We start from the raw sequence: 20,231 nt of genomic DNA, 5'->3' as shown, positions 1-20,231 counted from the left end.
AAGAGTAAAATATGTTTCTAATTGATTCGCACTGTCATCTAGACAGTTTGGACTATACAAACAAATCGATTGATAGCGTATTGCAAGAAGCACAAAACAACGAGGTGAAACATTGCCTAAGCGTGGCAACCACACTTTCAGGCTATGAATCGATGAAAACAATGCTCATGCCATACCAAAAACAGTGCTCATTTTCATGTGGAATTCACCCACTCAATTTGGATGATGAGCCCTACGATGCCGAACGTTTTGCTCGCCTTGCTCAAGAAGACAATGTTATCGCTTTAGGTGAAACAGGTTTGGATTATTACTACCAACAAGATAATATTGAATTGCAACAAGCCAACTTTATTGAACATATAAAATTAGGCAAGCAACTAAAAAAACCGATCATTGTTCACACTCGGAATGCCAAGCAAGACACCCTAAAACTCCTAAAAGAAGAGCAAGCTTATTCCGGTGTACTACATTGCTTTACTGAAGATATTGATACGGCCAAAGCCTTATTAGATATTGGCTTTTATATCTCATTTTCTGGCATCATTACCTTTAAAAATGCCGAACTGTTACGAGAAGTAGCAAGATATGTTCCATTAGATCGCATATTGATTGAAACTGATTCGCCTTATTTAGCCCCCGTTCCTTATCGCGGGAAAGAAAACCAACCCGCTTATGTTCGGGAAGTGGCTAATTACTTGGCGGCATTAAAAGGCGTATCTCTAGAAAAAATTGCAAAACAAACAACCACTAACTTTTGTCAATTATTTAATCTACAAGGGGCATTCAATGAGTAACAAATTAACTATCGATTGGGATGATTTTTTAACCAATTATTGGCAAAAAAAGCCGGTCATCTTGCGTGATGCTTTTAGCAACTTTATCGATCCAATCACCCCAGAAGAACTAGCTGGCCTTGCCATGGAAGAAGAAATTGAAAGCCGAATCGTTACCAACAAAAATGGCATATGGGACGCCGCCTACGGTCCATTTATCGATTATAGTCACCTAGGTCAAGACCATTGGAGCCTCCTTGTACAAGCAGTTGACCATTGGCATGAACAAGCAGCCACATTAGTTGAACCATTCAAATGTATTCCTCAATGGCAATTTGAAGACCTAATGATCTCCTATGCCACACAAGGTGCAGGCGTTGGACCTCATATTGATAATTATGATGTCTTTATTATCCAAGGCAAAGGTTGCCGTCGTTGGCAGGTTGGTGATCGTAATCCTAATTACAAACAGTTCAGTGCTCACAAAGCGCTACTGCATGTAGAAGATTATGAGCCAATTATTGATGAAGAAATCACTGCGGGTGATATTTTATATATTCCAATTGGCTTTCCACATAATGGGGTATCAATTGGAGAATCGCTCAGCTACTCCGTAGGATTTAGAACTCAAACATCACAAGAACTACTCAGTGGTTTTGCTGATTATGTGATTGATAACTTACCCAATGGCATCTTCTATCAAGACCCAGACTTAAAATTACCAAATGATCCTTATCGAATCCAACCATATGAATTAGAAAAACTACAAGGACAAATGATCGACCTTATCAAAAACCCAGACTTATTCAATGACTGGTTTGGTAAACACATCACTATTCCTATGCATGATCTCAACATCATCCCAGTTGATCCCTCATATGAGCTAGATGAATTTGAAGAAATCCTAAAATCTGGCGCTGAACTCTATCGTGTACCAAGTATACGTATTGTAAAAATAGAGGATACGGCTTATATCAACGGTAAAAAAATACCACTACCCATGGAAACCATCGACCTATTATGTGAAACCGATGTACTTTACTACGAACAATTACAAGATGAACAAACCCTAAATGTCATGTTGAAATTTGTTAATCTTGGTTACTGGTATTTTGACGAAGAATAAATTTCGCTCAAAAACTATTGACTAAAAAAGTCATCGAAAAAACCACAAAATGGTGAAATTATCGGCTAATTTGTCTCAAAAATTAGATATTTATCAGAATTAGTCGAATAATTTCGCCAAAATAGAAATAAACAGAATAAAACCCACGAATTTCGGCTTTTCATTTGGATTTTTATCATTTTTAAGTATATACTTGCCCCCGTTTTGAATTCCCGCCTTCATTTAATAATAAATGCTTATCCATTATAAATAACTTGAGGTAAACATGAACACTAACGTAAACCAGGCCGAGCACGCTGAAAGTGAACAAACTACCCCCTATCAAAAACGAACCCTATTTGCATCAACAGTAGGTTATGCATTAGATGGCTTAGATATGATGATTTTAGGTGTCTGTTTTAGCCTAATTGCCGTCACCTTCAACCTAACTAATGCTGACCTTGGCACCTTGACGTCAGGCACATTATTAGGGGCCGTATTAGGCGGAATCTTTTTTGGAATTCTTGCTGATAAATATGGACGAGTCAGAGTATTTTCATGGACAATCCTAATCTTCTCATTATTCACCGGTCTTTGTGCTATCTCACCTAATTATGAATGCTTCCTCATTTTTCGTTTTCTAAGTGGACTGGGTCTAGGTGGTGAATTTGGTATCGGCATGACGCTAGTTTCGGAAAGCTGGCCAAAGCACAAGCGCTCAAGGGCAACCTCAATTGTCGCACTAGGCTTCCAAGCCGGTATCATCCTTGCAACACTAACTGTCAATTTTATTGGTGAAGCACACGGATGGCGCTGGGCATTTGCGATGGGAGTATTACCAGCGCTATTTGTTGCTTGGACGCGTAAAGGACTTAAAGAGCCTGAAATCTGGCAAAATCTAAAAGACCAAAATAAAAACAAAATTGCCATAGGCAAACTATTTAAAAACCCGAGAATCACCGCAACAACTATCGGATTAACCATTGCCTGTGCAGTACAAAATTTTGGCTTTTATGGCATAATGGTTTGGATGCCAAACATGATCGCTTCTGAATATCACTTACCTTTCAAAAACACCATGTTTTGGACTATCTCAACAACTATCGGCATGTCATTAGGGATCTTAATTTTTGGTTGGTTATGTGACAAATTTGGACGCCGACCTTCATACATCGTATTTTTATTGATTTCCGCCGTATCAATCTGGTTCTACTTCCAACAAAAAGAGGTTGCCATTTTAATTCTATTTGGCTCAGTGATTGGCTTTTTTGTGAACGGCATGATGGGTGGATATGGTGCATTACTAGCTGAACACTACACGACTGATGCGCGCTCAAGTGCTGAAAACATTATTTTTAACGTCGGTCGTGGGATTGCTGGCGTATCGCAAGTACTGATTGCTTACTTAGCAACCATCTACTCAATCAGTTATGCATTAGCACTACTATCAGGCGCTTACCTATTATCCGCTGCCGCCTTTATATTCTTAATACCAGAAACCAAAGGCAAAGCATTAGAATAGCGATATATAAAAAAAGGGCTTAAAAAGCCCTTTCTAAATCATGTTTACCTCAAATTAATTGATATGCATACCGCCAGTAACACCATAAACTTCACCAGTGGTATAGCTTGACTCTTCCGATGCCAAATGCACATAAACACCCGCAAGCTCAACAGGTTGTCCTGCACGTTGTAATGGAGTCTGTTTACCAAACTCAGGAATCGCCTCGCTTGGCTGACCACCACAAATTTGTAATGGCGTCCAAACCGGACCTGGCGCTACACTATTTACTCGAATACCTTTACTACCTAATTGAGCAGATAAGCCACGAGTAAATGCAATAATCGCTGTCTTGGTTGAAGCATAATCCAACAAATTGCCACTTGGTTGATAAGCTTGCACAGAAGAAGTGGTAATAATCGTCGAGCCAGATTTTAAATAACCTAATGCCGCTTTAGTTACCCAAAATAGTGAAAACACATTAATTTCAAACGTTTTTTTGATTTGCTCAGTAGACAAATGCATAATATCTTCTACCGCAGTTTGCTTACCAGCTACCAAGGTTAAATTATCAAGTCCACCTAATTTTTTATGCGCTTCTTCAACTAATTTTTTACAAAATGACTCATCGCTTAAATCACCAGGGATAAGCACAGCCTTTCGACCCGCAGACTCAATGATTTTAGCCACATCTTCGGCATCTTTTTGTTCTGCTGGTAAATAATTAATTGCAACATCAGCACCTTCTCTTGCATACGCAATAGCTGCTGCGCGGCCAATACCTGAATCACCACCGGTCACCAACATTTTTAGACCTTCTAAACGTTGATGACCTTGATAACTTTCCTCACCACAATCAGGAACTGGTTTCATCTCATATTGCAAACCAGGTGGATTTTGTTTTTGTTTAGGAAATTTCTCATGATAGTATTTATGGTTACTCATACAATATTCTCCTAAGTTAAACATGCATTTAAATTCAAATTTAACATAATAGAATCAATTAATAATCACAAAATCCTATTGTCGAGTATATTTTATATCGTTAAAATACTTAATTAATTCAATTAACTATACTGTGAAAAATAAAATCATTGATAACGAGAAAAATAACATACTTGGATGGTTTAGCGAGGACAAAAACAACAAATGCTAAAACCATGATGGGTGAAAAATTAAACACCAAACACAGTGTAACAAATAAATATACATTAAGCTAGTAATGCAGAATTAATGATAGCTATTTTTTGAAAGAACAATCAGTCGTAACATCAACAATAAGAATCCTTTTACCATCAATGTAATACGTATATTTAGCCCCCTCATTAAAATATTTCTTCAATTTACGTATTTGAGGTGAATCGGAACAATAAGATTCAACAATAGCCTTTTTAACCAATTCCCTAATATCGGGTAAAAGAAATTCGTCTGGAGTGATCCCATTAATTTCATATTTATAAACGACAACATTACCTTCAGCGTTAACATCGGATAAAGTTGTGTATTCATCTAAAGTGATGGGTAAGATTTTTTTAACTACGCTGATGGCAGCCTCTCTATAATAATCTGACTCATCAGTCTTATTATCGAAATCTAGGTGCTTTTTATCAGGATATTCATCGATGAGTTGTACTAATCTCTGGGTTTTTTCAGTACCAATAGTGTCCACAAGCTTATCAATCCCTTTATCGCTATACTGTGAATACTCAAAACTTAATTGCAGCAATAAAAAAATAATTGTTATCATTCTTCACTCATCCATAATCAATAGAAGCTATTGCCGACTACCTTTTGTCTGACAATCGGCTGGCGTTAATTCAACCACAACAATCTCTTTATTATCAATAAAATAATGATAGTATGCTCCATCCGGGAACGCCGTTTTCAATTGTTGCATATCCTCCGTGTTTTCACAATAAGCACTAAAAAGTGCTTGGCGAATCGTATCGAGCGTACTGGGTAACAACATCGTATGCTCTGGCGTATTTTTAACATCATATTGATAATTGATGATATTACGATCCTTATCCTTCTCAACGCCAACCAAAGTCGTTAACTCATCAACCTCAATGGGTAAGGCTTTTTTCATAGGCTCAATCATCGAATTTTGTATTGCTGCAAGGGAATCATTTTCAACTGGGGTATTTTTTTTAGCATTATCACAACTTAACAGCAAAAAACTCATCACAAAAAACGCTAGCAATTTAAATATTTTCATAATGATATCTCACATAACGGAATAAATAATAATTATGAATAAAGAGTTAAAAAATGCTCAAAGCAATTTGGGAAAGATGAACAATAGTTATACACCAACCTTCATTAAAAAGCCAAAACAATCCTATTAAAATCATCAAAAACCCCGCTCCTCAACTTTTTTTAACGAACATATAAATGAATTGATGATGCTTTTAAAAAAAACAACAAAAAAATTGTTGCACTTTTTTTTAAAACGAGTATTTTGGATAAATATTTTTAAAGAATTAACGAAATAATTACAAATGAACTTTTCACTCATCGTCGTCCTCATTAACATTAGCGTGGTCATTATTCCAACGCGGGGGCGTCTTTTGAGTTAAATATATGGTCATCATATTTCAAAACCCCCGCCACAAAAAAGCGGGGGTTTTTTTTTGAACAAATGGCTAAGCAAAAAGTGAGGAATGAATGTTAGGAACACAGTGGATTGTAAAAACCTTAAAAGAAAAAGGCATTACTACCGTTTTTGGATATCCTGGTGGTCAAATTATGCCTCTATACGATGCGCTTTATGATGGTGGAATTGAACACGTACTTTGCCGTCACGAACAAGGCGCAGCCATGGCAGCCATTGGTTATGCCCGTGCCACCGGCAAAATTGGCGTTTGCATTGCCACATCAGGCCCCGGTGCAACCAATATAATTACCGGCCTTGCGGATGCATTAATTGATTCTGTACCAATTATTGCACTAACCGGCCAAGTTCCAACGACACTTATAGGCACTGATGCCTTCCAAGAAGTTGACGTTTTAGGATTATCTTTAGCGTGCACCAAACATAGTTATTTAATAGATGATGCCACCCAGTTGCCAAATACCTTACAAGAGGCCTTCAACTTAGCAAATTCGGGCAGGCCGGGACCAATATTAATTGACATCCCGAAAGATATCCAGCTTGCCGACTATGATTACCAAACCTATTTAACGCCAACATCCATAAAAACGCCTTCTGATAATGCTCAACTCTACCCAATCTCACCTGATGAGATAAAACAAGCCAAACAAATGATCAGCCAAGCCAAAAAACCGATGCTCTATATTGGTGGCGGTGTTGGGCTTTCTGGTGCTATCAATGAACTACGCGAATTTATGACGCTAACCCAAATCCCAAGCGTATCGACTTTAAAAGGACTTGGCGTTGCTGACCTGAACAACCCTTATTACTTAGGGCTTATCGGGATGCACGGCGCCAAAGCGGCTAACTTAGCTGTACAAGAGTGTGACTTACTGATCGCTTTAGGCGTTAGATTTGACGACCGCGTTACTGGCAAACTTAACGAATTTGCTAAACATGCAAAAGTGATCCATGTCGATATTGATCAGTCCGAAATCAACAAACTACGCCAAACCCATTTAGGATTACAAGGTGATATTAAACACGTATTACCGATGCTTAACCAAACGGTCTCAATTGATGACTGGCATAACAAAATAAAACAACTGAAAGCCCAGCATCCAACACGTTATGATCATCCGGGTGACGCCATTTATGCGCCAGCACTGCTCAAACGCATTTCTGAACGCAAACCAGCTAACACCGTCATCACCACCGACGTAGGTCAGCACCAAATGTGGACAGCGCAACACATGTCCTTTACCCACCCACAAAACTTTATTACCTCAAGTGGGCTTGGCACTATGGGCTTTGGATTACCAGCGGCAGTTGGCGCACAAATGTCTAGACCAAACGACATGGTAATTTGCGTATCGGGTGACGGCTCATTCATGATGAATGTACAAGAATTAACAACGATCAAACGCAAAAAATTACCCGTCAAAATCGTTCTTATTGATAACCAACGCCTAGGCATGGTAAGGCAATGGCAAGAGCTATTTTTTAATGAAAGATATAGCGAAACCAACTTATCAGATAACCCCGACTTTTTAATGCTAGCCAAAGCCTTTGATATACCAGGGCAAACCATCAGCAAAAAATCGGAAATCGAAGGCGCACTCGATAACCTATTCAATTCGAAAGGTGCTTATCTACTGCACGTATGTATCGATGAGCTAGAAAACGTATGGCCACTGGTACCACCGGGCGCGGCAAACGAAAACATGTTAGATAAAAGTAACAAGGAGTAAGTGATGAATCAAAAAGCGACACATCAATTTACCATAACTGCCAATGATAAATTGGGTTCACTTGAACGCATATTACGCGTTGTTCGCCACCGTGGAGGCCATATCGAACAGATGCAAATGCAATCAATTGACAATCAATTATTCACCTTGACACTGACATTAACAACCGAACGAACGCTATCGTCACTGCAAAACCAAATTACCAAATTGGAGGATGTGATAACGGTAGCGTAGTAAAGAACAAATAGATTCTTTTGTAAAAAAGACAAATTAAATTAATAAACTATAGCAGTTAAACAAAGTTATGTATAATGCACAAATTAATAAAAGCAAAATACATGCTTAATAAAAGTAAATTTAAGAGGAAAACAAAAAATGGGTACTACAGCAAAATCTGATTATATTTGGCTAAATGGCGAAATGGTTCCATGGGCTGATGCAAAAATACACGTAATGTCACACGCCCTACACTATGGAACTTCAGTATTTGAAGGTGTTCGTTGTTATGAAACTAACAACGGCCCAGCAATTTTTCGCCATAAAGAACACGCACAACGCTTACTAAACTCAGCCAAAATTTATCGTTTTCCTGTCCCTTATTCTCTTGAAGAGATCATGGAAGCCACTCGCCAAGTCATCAAAAAAAATAACCTAAAAAGTGCCTACATTCGCCCATTAGTCTTTATTGGTGATGTTGGTATGGGCGTTATTCCGCCTGCGGGTTACAAAACTGATGTTATGATTGCAGCATTCCCTTGGGGAGCCTACCTTGGTGAAGATGCGTTAGAACAAGGTATTGACGCAATGGTATCATCATGGAACCGTTTTGCACCAAACACTATCCCAGCAGCAGCTAAAGCGGGTGGTAACTACTTATCATCACTTCTTATCGGATCAGAAGCGCGAGCTAATGGCTTCCAAGAAGGCATCGCATTAGACGTAAACGGTCAGCTTTCTGAAGGTTCTGGCGAAAACCTATTTATCGTCAAAGATGGCATATTATTTACCCCATTACTATCATCATCAGCACTACCAGGCATCACACGTGATGCAATCATCAAGCTTGCACATGATCTAGGCATTGAAGTACGTGAACAAACTCTATCACGTGAATCACTCTATCTAGCTGATGAAGTATTTATGACTGGTACCGCTGCCGAAATCACACCAGTACGTAGTGTTGACCGAATCCAAGTTGGTATTGGTCGTTGTGGCCCAATCACGAAGAAAATCCAACAAACATTCTTCGGATTATTTAATGGCAAAACTGAAGACAAATACGGTTGGTTAGATCCAATTAAATAAAATAAATACACCGCAGCAAAAACTGCGGTGTCGTCATTATTTAACGATTTATTAATCATAGAAATACGTACCGAAAGAAATCGGTCGCTTGCATAAAAAAATTGGGAGCAACAAATGCCTAGATATCGTTCAGCAACCTCGGTTGAAGGTCGCAACATGGCGGGCGCCCGCGCTTTATGGCGTGCAACAGGCGTAAAAAATGAAGACTTTGGTAAACCCATTATCGCGGTGGTTAACTCATTCACACAATTTGTACCGGGTCATGTTCACTTAAAAGATATTGGTCAACTGGTAGCAAAAGAAATTGAAGCATGTGGTGGCATTGCCAAAGAATTTAACACAATTGCTGTCGATGACGGTATCGCCATGGGGCATGGCGGTATGCTTTACTCACTACCCTCACGAGAACTGATTGCCGATTCAGTAGAATACATGGTTAACGCCCATTGTGCTGATGCCATGATCTGCATATCAAACTGTGACAAAATCACCCCCGGCATGTTAATGGCTTCACTGCGCTTAAACATTCCAACCGTTTTTGTTTCAGGCGGACCAATGGAAGCGGGAAAAACCAAACTATCAGATAAAATCATCAAACTCGACCTAGTTGATGCCATGATCCAAAGTGCCAATCCAAATGTTAGCGATGCCGATAGTGAAGCAATTGAACAATCGGCTTGTCCAACTTGCGGATCATGCTCAGGTATGTTTACTGCTAACTCAATGAACTGCTTAACTGAAGCATTAGGTTTATCATTACCGGGTAATGGTTCACTGGTTGCGACACACAAACAGCGTGAAAAACTCTTCTTAAATGCCGCTAAACGCATTGTTGAAATCACCAAACGTTATTACGAACAGGATGATGATTCGTACTTACCGCGATCAATAGCCACTAAAGCGGCCTACGAAAATGCCATGTCGCTCGATATTGCCATGGGTGGTTCAACCAATACCGTATTGCACTTACTTGCCACTGCACAAGAAGGTGAAATCGACTTCACCATGTCAGACATTGACCGACTATCTCGCAAAGTCCCTCACCTATGTAAAGTAGCGCCAAGTACTGCCATTTATCATATGGAAGATGTACACCGCGCAGGTGGGGTTGTCTCAATATTATCAGAGTTAGACAAAGCCGGATTACTTAACCGCAATGTCCACAACGTGCTTGGTCTAAACTTACAAGAAACGTTTGCAAAATACGACATCACCCAAACCACTGACGAAGAAATCAAAAAAATGTATCGCAGTGGTCCGGCAGGTATTCGCACTACCAAAGCTTTCTCACAAGATTGTTACTGGGATTCGCTTGATGACGATCGCCAAAATGGCTGTATCCGCGACAAAGCTCATGCCTACAGCCAAGATGGCGGACTAGCAACCCTATACGGTAACGTAGCCGAAGATGGCGCAATCGTCAAAACAGCAAGTGTCGCTGCTGAAAACTTAGTCTTCCGTGGTCCAGCTAAAGTCTATGAAAGCCAAGAAGATGCTGTTGATGCAATCTTAGGTGGTCGAGTCGTTGAAGGTGATGTAGTCGTCATTATCTATGAAGGACCAAAAGGTGGACCAGGGATGCAAGAGATGCTCTACCCAACCAGCTACCTAAAATCAATGGGTCTTGGCAAAGCTTGTGCATTAATTACCGATGGTCGATTCTCTGGTGGTTCATCAGGCTTATCCATTGGTCACATATCGCCAGAAGCCGCCAATGGTGGCGTGATTGGTTTAGTTCGAGATGGAGATATCGTCGATATCGACATCCCAAATCGAAAATTAAACATCCTCGTACCTGAAGATGAATTAGAACGTCGACGCGTAGCTGAACTCACTCGCGGTGATAAAGCCTTTACACCTCATAACCGTAACCGTTATGTCTCATACGCACTAAAAGCTTATGCAAGCTTAGCAACCAGTGCTGACAAAGGTGCGGTGCGTGATAAAAGTAAACTAGGTGGTTAACGTGAATAATAACAAACTAACCGGCGCTGATTATCTAAAAGCCACGCTATGTAGTGCGGTATACGATGTCGCTCAAGTGACACCGCTAGAATATATGGAAAAAATCTCCTCACGCCTAAAAAACCAAGTGTTTGTTAAGCGAGAAGATCGCCAACTCGTTCACAGTTTCAAAATACGGGGCGCGCAAGCCATGATTGCCAGCCTAACGCCGGAAGAACGTAAATGTGGCGTAATTGCTGCATCAGCCGGCAATCATGCGCAAGGTGTCGCATTTTCAGCCACAAAATTAGGCATCAATTCCCTCATTGTCATGCCATTAACCACAGCAGATATTAAAGTCGAAGCGGTAAAAGGATTTGGTGGAGAAGTGCTACTTTATGGAGCCAACTTTGATGAAGCCAAAGCCAAAGCAATGGAATTAGCCAAAGAACAAAACCGTATATTTATTCCCCCTTTCGACCATCCCCTTGTCATAGCAGGGCAAGGCAGTATCGCCATGGAACTACTGCAGCAAAATGCCAAACTTGACCGCATCTTTGTCCCCGTTGGGGGGGGAGGGCTTGCAGCCGGTATTGCCGTATTGATCAAACAAATCATGCCATCAATTAAAGTCATTGCGGTTGAACCTGAAGACGATGCCTGCCTAAAAGCAGCACTCATTGCCGGTCATCCCGTTGATCTTGATCGCGTGGGCTTATTTGCTGAAGGCGTCGCGGTAAAACGCATTGGTGACGAAACATTTAGACTTTGCCAGCAATATATCGACGACATAATCACTGTCGATAGTGACGAAATTTGTGCAGCAGTTAAAGATCTATTTGACGATGTGCGCGCCATTGCCGAACCGTCTGGCGCAGTGGCGTTAGCGGGAATGAAAAAATATGTTGAACAAAACAACATCTGTGGTGAAAACTTAGCCCATATTCTATCCGGTGCCAACTTGAACTTCCACAACCTACGCTACGTATCAGAACGTTGCGAGCTAGGCGAAAAACGCGAAGTCCTGTTAGCGGTCACGATTCCAGAACAAAAAGGCAGCTTCCTCAAATTCTGCCAACTGCTTGGTGGTCGTGCTGTGACCGAATTCAACTACCGCTATCATGACGACAAATCAGCTTGCGTGTTTGTTGGGGTTAAAATTGCCAAAAGCAACGAAAAAGACGAAATCATGCAAGAACTGACCGCAGCCGGTTATCAAGTTGTTGATCTAACTGATGACGAAATGGCAAAACTGCATGTCCGTTACATGATTGGTGGCAAACCGTGCCAACCGATTAATGAACAAGTCTACAGCTTTGAATTCCCTGAATCACAAGGCGCACTACTCAAATTCTTACAAACCTTGGGTACCAATTGGAATATCTCAATGTTCCATTACCGTAGCCACGGCACCGATTATGGTCGCGTGCTAGCCGCCTTTGAAATCGACAACGCCAGCCATAGCACCTTTACCAAACATTTAACTGAATTGGATTACGGTTTTAATAACGAAACAGAAAATCCTTCACTTAAACTATTCTTAACCGGTAAATAATTCAACCGCCCCAATCAGGGGGCGGATTTTGTCTCAACACATTATAGATTAACGATTAACTAATTATTAACCATGCTATTTTATTATTGATAAAAAGATTGGATTAATTTTAGTCAGATCAATGACTCAAAAACCCCGCTCCTCAACTTTTTTCTTCAAAACGTCTAGAAATTAATCCTCATATCAGGTAGTTCAAGCATCTCTACAAAATCGCATTTCATCATTAACTATATGACTAAACTACACTTTTTAACGCTATAGTTCCTCCCCCTATTCCCTCTTTCAAGAAATTAAAAAGGCTAAGGCGAGACACAGAGCATGGGATTAGAACTCTTAATGGAAAAACGTGTTATCGAACCATTTCTCGGGCTAACGGCAAATTTACGGTTCTGAGTAGGAGTTATTGATGATTTACGGCCTTTTAAAGGAGGCATTATTCCATCACTAGTCCAGTAGTAACTGAGGTCAAAAAAACCGATGTTATTATATGAGTGCGTTGAGCCCCACTCACTAAACAATCCTGCACCAATTATACGCTGAAAGTAATTATTAGGTGATGAAGGTATTGCGCCGACGGCACCTTTACACTCACTACGAGAATTTATCCCATTACAAGAAGCATTAGTTAAATCTTTAACCGTAGCTAAACGTAAATGCTGGTCACTACAGATAGATGATGCTTTATCATAAGTATAAGCTTTGTTAGAAGGATAAAACCACTGCTTTAATACAAAACCATATTTAATGACAGCTTTACCACTATTATCGCGACCGACTAACTCGAATGTTTGTGGCAAAGTAGGCGGCTTAATTACAGGAATCTCAACAGCAAAATTGCTAGAATTCCGTCCGAATTTAGTTAAAACCGGCCCAGTTAAAGTGACGCGTACGCCTGTCGCTGTAGAACTAGTCATAGTAGCAGTGATGCCATCATGCGAGACAGGAGCCCAAGATAAAGCCTGATTACTACCAGCAATGTCTAAGTCAAAATACAAATTGTTAGCGCCAGTAGTTGGAAAATTTAAACCATAAGATGACGGCGTAATTGATTGAAGTAAAAAACCCTTAGCAGGGTTCCAAATAGAAGCAGGACCAGATACGTGATTAAAATAATGATATTCATTCTCAATAATTAAATATATTAAGTTAGGCCTAGCAAAACAAACCACAGCCCCTGCTTGTGGATTGATATAATAAGTAACATTACTTGCGCTGAAACTACGACTCCTTGGAACGCCATAACGAGTACTCAATGTACCGTCAGTGCTAGCTAATTTAACCTGATAAGGCGCCTTGCAAATATCTGGAACAGTATGACGCGTGACGGGTTGATTATTTTTATCAACGATAGATAAACTTAAACTACCAGTAGCTGTAACGTCAGTATCGCCATCATCATCTCCCCAATAATTATAAGGTGGGCCGATAAGAGAGCTTAAAGCGACTGAATTAGTATAAGCAGGAACCAACATATCAATATCAGCAAAACTTTGACCCGCAACAGGCAACACGATTGGCGTTGTAACGGAAGTATTAGTTGAAGGCGTGTATTTAACACCATTAGATAACGTAATCCCAAGCAGAGCATCAGTATCAACCACACGAGTACGACCACCATCAAAGGTTAAATAAGGCGCGCTACCTTGAATCGGATTTTTTGTAGTCTGTGAAGTTAATGCGAAGCTAGAAAAAGGATGTAAAATAACCGAACCTAAAAGAATCCACCAAGATAATTTAAAAGAATAAGAGGATCGAAAAGCGGATCGCGCGATAATTCGCAGAATTCCACATAATTGCGTGGAAAAATAAATCTCGGTGTAAAATGAACGTTGGAAGCTGAACTTAGACGAATTTAAATTAGAGGTTAGCCAAGTTGCCTGTTGCCTGTTGCCTGTTGGAAATTATAAAACATTTGCGACAATCCTGTCAAGTAATTTTATGATTTATTTGAAATTTTATACTTTTACATTAAATTTTAGTTTCTTAACTAAAACCGTGTAAAAAGTATAGTGATTGGAAAAACACGATGCAACACTTTTTTTCACTCAATTACGTTAGCTTTCGTAAATATGATCTAAAAAGGATCTGACTATTAATTGGTTAATTACTGTTTTAATTAAATATATTGCAATTACAAATCTTTAAAATTTGGTATGTTGATCCTGAAAAATTTTATTTTAGTGTTTAAAATCGTCGTTTTGATCATTTAATAACTTTTTAAAGTAGAATTTATAACCTAAAAAACCTGCTCCTCAACTTTTTTGAGTTATAAAAAAATCAAGAAATCCTTTCAGTTTGTTTAAACTGGCAAAACATTCAATCAGACTAATATGCTTTATATGATAAAAGCATACGTTAACTTTATGCTAATAATTTGATTTTTAACCATAAAGTTTATTATTTTTGGATATTAAAATACTCAAATTTTAGTTGCAAAATAGTCTAAAAAAATTTTCTTTTCCCTATTGTTTTTCTCAATTATTGAGAGCATATTAATTACATATTTATCAGACAAGTTTTTGCCTTGTTAATGGATGATGATAAATAATTAAGGAGTTCTTCTTTTACCCCCGTCATTTTCTACCATTACTCATTAAACATCGTCAAATTAAACTGAGAAATTTAATCAATAGTAAGATTAATATTAAGTATAAGGATTATTCATGATAAAGATAAATGGTGCTAAAAAATTTTATTTATGGCTTGTTGCCACAATTTTATTAATCAGCGGGCTGTTTTTGACCATTAACGGTGTGCGACTTGTTGCCGTTGGTGGTAGTTGGTATTTTTTATTAATGGGGTTGGTGCAAATCGTTTCCTCATTTCTTTTATTTAAGCAAAACACTAAAGGTGCATGGCTTTATGCTTTAGCTTATGCCTTAACAATTGTTTGGGCATTATATGAAGTTGGTTTGCAGTTCTGGCCGTTATTTTCTCGTTTAATGGTATTTGGTGGTTTTGCAATGCTTATTGCATTTGCTTATCCAACATTAAAGAAACATGAAACAGGCGATAATAAAGCTGGCAAAGGTGGGTATGCTGTCGGTATTTTTATTTTTGTTGCGCTTTGTGTTTCGCTCGGATTTATGTTCCAGGAACATAATGTGATTAAAAATGCAGTACCTTTAGCCAACAATCAATTGAAACCTACAGACAATCTGCTTGATTGGAGACAATATGCGAATACCACTAAAGGGACGCGTTTTTCCGGAGCGGATCAAATTAACAAAGAGAATGTAAAAGATCTTCAAGTCGCATGGACTTATCGTACCGGTTATGTGCCTTATAACAGCGGTTCAGGTCCGGAAGATCAAAATACGCCATTACAAATTGGCCAAAATGTTTATCTCTGCACCCCAACAAATATTGTGATTGCTTTAGATGCAGATTCAGGTCAACAAAAATGGCGCTATGATCCTAAAGCATCAACTCCAAACTGGGAGCGTTGTCGAGGCTTAGCTTATTATGAAGATAGTTTAGATAATGTTAGCAATAGTAATGCGACTTGTTCAGCTAGAATCATTATGAACACTATTGATGCCCGTTTAATGGCAATCGATGCCAATACCGGTAAATTATGTGAAGATTTTGGTGATAAAGGCGTTGTGGATCTTAAGAAAAATATGGGTGATATTCCGCCTGGCTATTATGAACCGACTGCTGCACCGTTAGTAGCCAAAGATGTTATTGTTGTTGGTGGACGGGTTGCCGATAACTTTTCAATCAATGAACCTGGCGGGGTAGTTCGAGCTTTTGATGTTCATACCGGTAATTTGGTTTGGGCGTGGGATCCGGGTAATCCAAATATTACCGATGTACCACCTGCAAATGAAACCTATACTCGCGGTACCGTTAACGTTTGGGCAACAACGGCTTACGATCCAGAGCTCGATCTTGTTTATGCTCCAACCGGTAATGCAACCCCAGACTTTTTTGGTGGTGGTCGAACTCATTATGATGATGATTTTAATTCGTCTATTGTGGCTTTAGAACGTAAAACAGGACAAATTCGTTGGACATTTAGAACGGCTCATCATGATTTATGGGATTATGATTTACCTTCCCAACCATTACTTTATGATATTCCAAATGAAAATGGTGGCGTGACAAAAGTCATTGTGCAAACCACAAAATCAGGTCAAATTTTTATGCTTGATCGCGTAACGGGTAAACCTGTTGCAGAAGTCCAAGAAAAACCAGTTCCGCAAGGTAATGTTCCGGGTGAATATTATTCTCCGACTCAACCATTTTCAGTGGGGATGCCTTCAATTGGTAATGAAACCTTAACTGAGTTCGATATGTGGGGAGCAACACCATATGATCAGCTTCTTTGTCGTATTGACTTTGTTGGTTCTGAATATCATGGTCTGTTCACTCCGCCGGGTATGACTAAAACGTTACAATATCCAGGATCGTTGGGTGGTATGAACTGGGGTAGCGTGGCAGTTGATCCTCAAAACAATTTAATGTTTGTTAATGATATGCGTATTGGCTTGAAAAATTGGATGATTCCTCAAGATCAAATTCCGAAAAATTCAAGCGGGATTGAGATGGGTATTGTTCCACAAAAAGGAACACCATTTGGTGCAATGCGTTTAAGATTTACCTCACCTCTTGGCGTTCCATGCCAAAAACCACCGTATGGTACAATGACAGCTATTGATCTTAAATCACGTCAAGTGGTTTGGCAAAAACCTTTAGGCACTGTTATGGATACGGGTATTTTAGGTATACCTATGCATTTACCTGCTCCAATCGGTATGCCGACCATTGGTGGACCAATGGCGACTAAATCCGGTTTATTATTCTTTGCTGCTACGCAAGATTTTTACCTAAGAGCCTTTGATTCCGTTACCGGTGAAGAAGTTTGGAAAGCGAGATTACCGGTGGGTAGTCAAGGTACTCCAATAACATATATCTCACCAAAAACAGGTAAACAATATATTGTGATTTCAGCTAGTGGCGCAAGACAATCTCCTGTGCGTGGCGATTATGTTATTGCTTATGCATTGCCAGATAAAAAATAGTTTTTGGCAAAATAGATAAAATAAGCTTAATCTAGAAATGCCATTATATCGTTTAGTTTTAACGATATAATGGCAAATAAAATACAATCTAGTCAGTTTAATTTAACTATTCTATTAAACGAAACCTGATACCTTTCTTAAATTCATTGGCGAAATTGCTGCTATCACAACACCACTTTCCATTATTTCTATAATTTCCAATAATTATCCCATTACTAAATGCTTTAATCTCAACAATCAGATAAATCTGGATTTTTGGTCAAAACTAATGCCATAATTTATCTACATAATTAAATAGTTATGAAGATGTAACATTGCAGAAAGAAAAACTTATTTCATGAAATATACTGACTGCAAAAATTGTAAATATTTAGTAATAAAAAAGGATTTTATAGGAAAATGAAAAAAATAGTTTCTACTTTATGTTTAGCGATATTTTTTACTCTGTTTAACACTCATGTAGTGTTTGCCAATGATAACTCATATAATCATAGAAAGCATTTTGATTCCTTCGATGACTTCTATCAAAGTTTACCTGTTTTATCCATGCCTATTGATAGCTATAATACCGTCAATGGAATATATGTTGATAGCAAATTTTTTCATTTCGATGATGATGATTATAGCTATTATGATAAGCCTATTGTTGAAACCGACAACTATTTTACGCTAAAAAATCTAAAAGCTATTGGTCGCTTTGAAATGGGTGATATCAAATTTATACTCTATGATTTTACTTTTGATGGTATAGGCGAAGGTTTCAACGAAGATATCAAATTAGTTAATGCTTTTGACAAAAGTGGAAAATATCTAGATGAATTAATGGTAGCGGGAAAAACTGGACATGAAGATCACATATTTTACTTTTCATCCACGATTAAAGATCAACTATTTCATATTAAACTAGACGCTGTTTATGAACTCGGCTATGTAGCGGAGGTAAAAGACGATATCTATCAATATAAAAAAGCTATTGATTTAACTTATCAGTTTCATGACAATCAGTTTTGGTTACAAGCCTCTCCGGTAAACTGTCAAACTAAAAATTTAAAGCAATATTTGAATAAACTTACCAAGCAACAGTTTGCCGATATTGATGATATCGTGTCATTTAGTCATTATATTGACTGTTATCCTATATCCGATAATTTACAAACATATAAACAAATAGCTGATTATATTAAAAATTCTATTAATTATTTTCTAAGTACTGCTGAATTGAAAAAATTGCAGGAAACAATTCATCTTATTGAGGAGTAAGAACGTCATTATCCAAAGATGGCGCACTGACTGGTTATCTCTTTGAGTGTGTTCAATGTGGTAAGAAAAGATTGCATATTAATTGCAACAAAATGACTATACGCCATTTTTATGATGTTAATTTACCCAATCATCAAAAATCAAATTGTACAAGAAGCCGATTTATTAATCGGCTTTAAATAGAATCAGATAAAATACTTATCGCTATTAGCTGATAAAAGTATGACATAAGTTTTAACTTTAATAAGATTAATTAATATGTTGAATATAACCTTTCACAATATTAATGCTTGTATCAAATAGCTGTTTTTCCTGATCGTTAAAATCAAGTTGTATCACTTTTTTAATACCATGCTGATCTAAAATTGCCGGTACCCCTATAGCGACATCTTTATACCCATATTCACCATCTAAAATACAACTTAATGCTAATGCTCGATGGCTGTTGGTGAAGATGTGTTGGCAAATTTCAGCAATCGTGCTGGCAATGCCGTATTCGGTGCAGTGTTTGTATTTGACGATTTCAAAGCCTTTATTTTTAGCTTTAGTACCAATGTCCGCAAAATTAATTTTATTTTTTTCAAGTTGATTAAGATTTATGCCATAAATTGAAGAGTGTGACCATACTGGAAATTGTGAGTCACCATGTTCTCCCACAATAAAAGCATCAATACTTTGTGGTCCGATATCCATTTGTTCGCCGAGTAATCGTCGCAGGCGAACTGTATCGAGCCAAACACCTGTACCAATGACGCGATGACGAGGTAAATCAGATAGTTTCCAGACTTGATAAGTAATTGCATCACACGGGTTTGTGGCAATTAGGAATATGCCTTTGAATCCGCTTTTCATCATGTTGGGAATAAGATTAGCCATGATTTTAGATGTGCCTGACAGCTCTTCTGCCCTGCTTTTTTGTGCCAGCCCTGAGGTGACAGTAATAATGGCTATATCGATATCAGCACAGTCCGTCGATTCACGTAAACTGACTTTTATCATGTTTTGGCGATAAGCGGCAGCATCAAGTAGATCTTGTGCGTGACCGTAAGCTAAGTCTTTATTAAGGTCGACTAGTGCGATCTCTTCACAAAATCCACGATTGACTAATGTATAAGCGGTGGTTGAACCGACATTTCCTACACCAATAATCATTACTTTACGTAGTTTCATATTTAGCCTCGTTATTTATAAGTTGTCATTCTACTTTTTTGATGGGGTGCAATATCATCTCCAGTTTAACACTACATTATCTATCGTTCTAATAGATGTAGTTGGCTACGCTTTTTTTGTATTTTTGTTTAATATTGAGTAATAAAAAATTTGACTTTTATTTTATTAATGATAATAATTCTCATTAACATTTAAAGTATCATTTTTGCATTTTTAAAGTAATAGGGAGTGATCTAGAAAAGGATTT

General features: G+C 38.3%; 15 protein-coding genes. 10 read left to right on the top strand and 5 right to left on the bottom strand.

Annotation, left to right across the window (positions count from 1 at the left end):
* Window positions 1-11: 11 nt before the first annotated feature.
* The 3 genes from A9G08_RS09155 to A9G08_RS09145 all read left to right on the top strand — a co-directional run bounded on the left by A9G08_RS09155 (window position 12) and on the right by A9G08_RS09145 (window position 3,400).
* The gene (locus tag A9G08_RS09155) at window positions 12-794 is read left to right on the top strand and encodes a YchF/TatD family DNA exonuclease (protein WP_065563402.1); all 783 of its coding nucleotides are present in this window, start codon (window positions 12-14) and stop codon (window positions 792-794) included.
* Window positions 787-1,899 carry a ribosomal protein uL16 3-hydroxylase gene (locus A9G08_RS09150; RefSeq protein ID WP_065563401.1) on the top strand — a complete coding sequence of 371 codons (1,113 nt, stop codon included), beginning with the start codon at window positions 787-789 and terminating at the stop codon, window positions 1,897-1,899. The genes A9G08_RS09155 and A9G08_RS09150 overlap by 8 nt, the downstream gene beginning before the upstream one ends.
* A gap of 265 nt (window positions 1,900-2,164) precedes the next feature.
* Entirely contained in the window at window positions 2,165-3,400 is a 1,236-nt protein-coding gene (locus A9G08_RS09145) for an MFS transporter (protein ID WP_065563400.1), read from the top strand.
* A 54-nt stretch (window positions 3,401-3,454) separates the two neighbouring features.
* Here A9G08_RS09145 and A9G08_RS09140 read toward each other — a convergent pair whose 3' ends face one another.
* The 3 genes from A9G08_RS09140 to A9G08_RS09130 form a co-directional block, all read right to left on the bottom strand.
* A complete protein-coding gene (locus A9G08_RS09140) occupies window positions 3,455-4,324 on the bottom strand; it encodes an SDR family oxidoreductase (protein ID WP_065563399.1) in 870 nt (289 codons plus the stop codon).
* 295 nt (window positions 4,325-4,619) lie between these two features.
* Window positions 4,620-5,126, bottom strand: coding sequence for a hypothetical protein (locus A9G08_RS09135; RefSeq protein WP_065563398.1), 507 nt, complete (start codon window positions 5,124-5,126; stop codon window positions 4,620-4,622).
* A gap of 27 nt (window positions 5,127-5,153) precedes the next feature.
* On the bottom strand, window positions 5,154-5,597 hold the full coding sequence (locus tag A9G08_RS09130) for a hypothetical protein (RefSeq protein ID WP_065563397.1): 444 nt from the start codon (window positions 5,595-5,597) through the stop codon (window positions 5,154-5,156).
* A 449-nt stretch (window positions 5,598-6,046) separates the two neighbouring features.
* On the opposite strand from A9G08_RS09130, the gene ilvG reads away from it, so the two are divergent.
* From ilvG to ilvA, 5 genes are all read left to right on the top strand, one after another.
* A complete protein-coding gene (ilvG, locus tag A9G08_RS09125; RefSeq protein WP_065563396.1) occupies window positions 6,047-7,723 on the top strand; it encodes an acetolactate synthase 2 catalytic subunit in 1,677 nt (558 codons plus the stop codon).
* Between the two features lie 3 nt (window positions 7,724-7,726).
* The gene (gene ilvM / locus A9G08_RS09120) at window positions 7,727-7,957 is read left to right on the top strand and encodes an acetolactate synthase 2 small subunit (RefSeq protein ID WP_065563395.1); all 231 of its coding nucleotides are present in this window, start codon (window positions 7,727-7,729) and stop codon (window positions 7,955-7,957) included.
* Window positions 7,958-8,098: 141 nt separating this feature from the next.
* A complete protein-coding gene (locus A9G08_RS09115) occupies window positions 8,099-9,028 on the top strand; it encodes a branched-chain amino acid transaminase (protein ID WP_065563394.1) in 930 nt (309 codons plus the stop codon).
* A 114-nt stretch (window positions 9,029-9,142) separates the two neighbouring features.
* Complete coding sequence (gene ilvD, locus A9G08_RS09110; RefSeq protein WP_065563393.1) at window positions 9,143-10,993, top strand: dihydroxy-acid dehydratase; 1,851 nt, start codon at window positions 9,143-9,145, stop codon at window positions 10,991-10,993.
* A 1-nt stretch (window position 10,994) separates the two neighbouring features.
* Window positions 10,995-12,527: a threonine ammonia-lyase, biosynthetic gene (gene ilvA, locus A9G08_RS09105; protein WP_255305745.1), complete on the top strand. Its 1,533-nt coding sequence runs from the start codon at window positions 10,995-10,997 to the stop codon at window positions 12,525-12,527.
* 299 nt (window positions 12,528-12,826) lie between these two features.
* Here the strand turns inward: ilvA and A9G08_RS09100 are convergent, their stop codons facing one another.
* Window positions 12,827-14,128: a hypothetical protein gene (locus tag A9G08_RS09100; RefSeq protein WP_065563391.1), complete on the bottom strand. Its 1,302-nt coding sequence runs from the start codon at window positions 14,126-14,128 to the stop codon at window positions 12,827-12,829.
* 1,062 nt (window positions 14,129-15,190) lie between these two features.
* Here A9G08_RS09100 and A9G08_RS09095 point away from each other — a divergent pair.
* Both A9G08_RS09095 and A9G08_RS09090 read left to right on the top strand, forming a co-directional pair.
* Window positions 15,191-17,554: a membrane-bound PQQ-dependent dehydrogenase, glucose/quinate/shikimate family gene (locus tag A9G08_RS09095; protein WP_065563390.1), complete on the top strand. Its 2,364-nt coding sequence runs from the start codon at window positions 15,191-15,193 to the stop codon at window positions 17,552-17,554.
* Between the two features lie 399 nt (window positions 17,555-17,953).
* Window positions 17,954-18,814, top strand: a complete 861-nt coding sequence (locus tag A9G08_RS09090; RefSeq protein ID WP_065563389.1) for a hypothetical protein — start codon at window positions 17,954-17,956, stop codon at window positions 18,812-18,814.
* A 249-nt stretch (window positions 18,815-19,063) separates the two neighbouring features.
* On the opposite strand, the gene A9G08_RS09085 is transcribed toward A9G08_RS09090, so the two are convergent.
* The gene (locus A9G08_RS09085) at window positions 19,064-19,984 is read right to left on the bottom strand and encodes an L-lactate dehydrogenase (protein WP_065563388.1); all 921 of its coding nucleotides are present in this window, start codon (window positions 19,982-19,984) and stop codon (window positions 19,064-19,066) included.
* Between the last annotated feature and the right edge of the window lie 247 nt (window positions 19,985-20,231).

It is taken from the genome of Gilliamella sp. wkB195 (assembly GCF_001690445.1).
In the GTDB taxonomy this organism is placed as follows: Bacteria; Pseudomonadota; Gammaproteobacteria; order Enterobacterales; family Orbaceae; genus Gilliamella; species Gilliamella apicola_E.
Note: the sequence above shows the minus strand (reverse complement) of the source record. Positions and strands in the feature narration are given on the sequence as shown.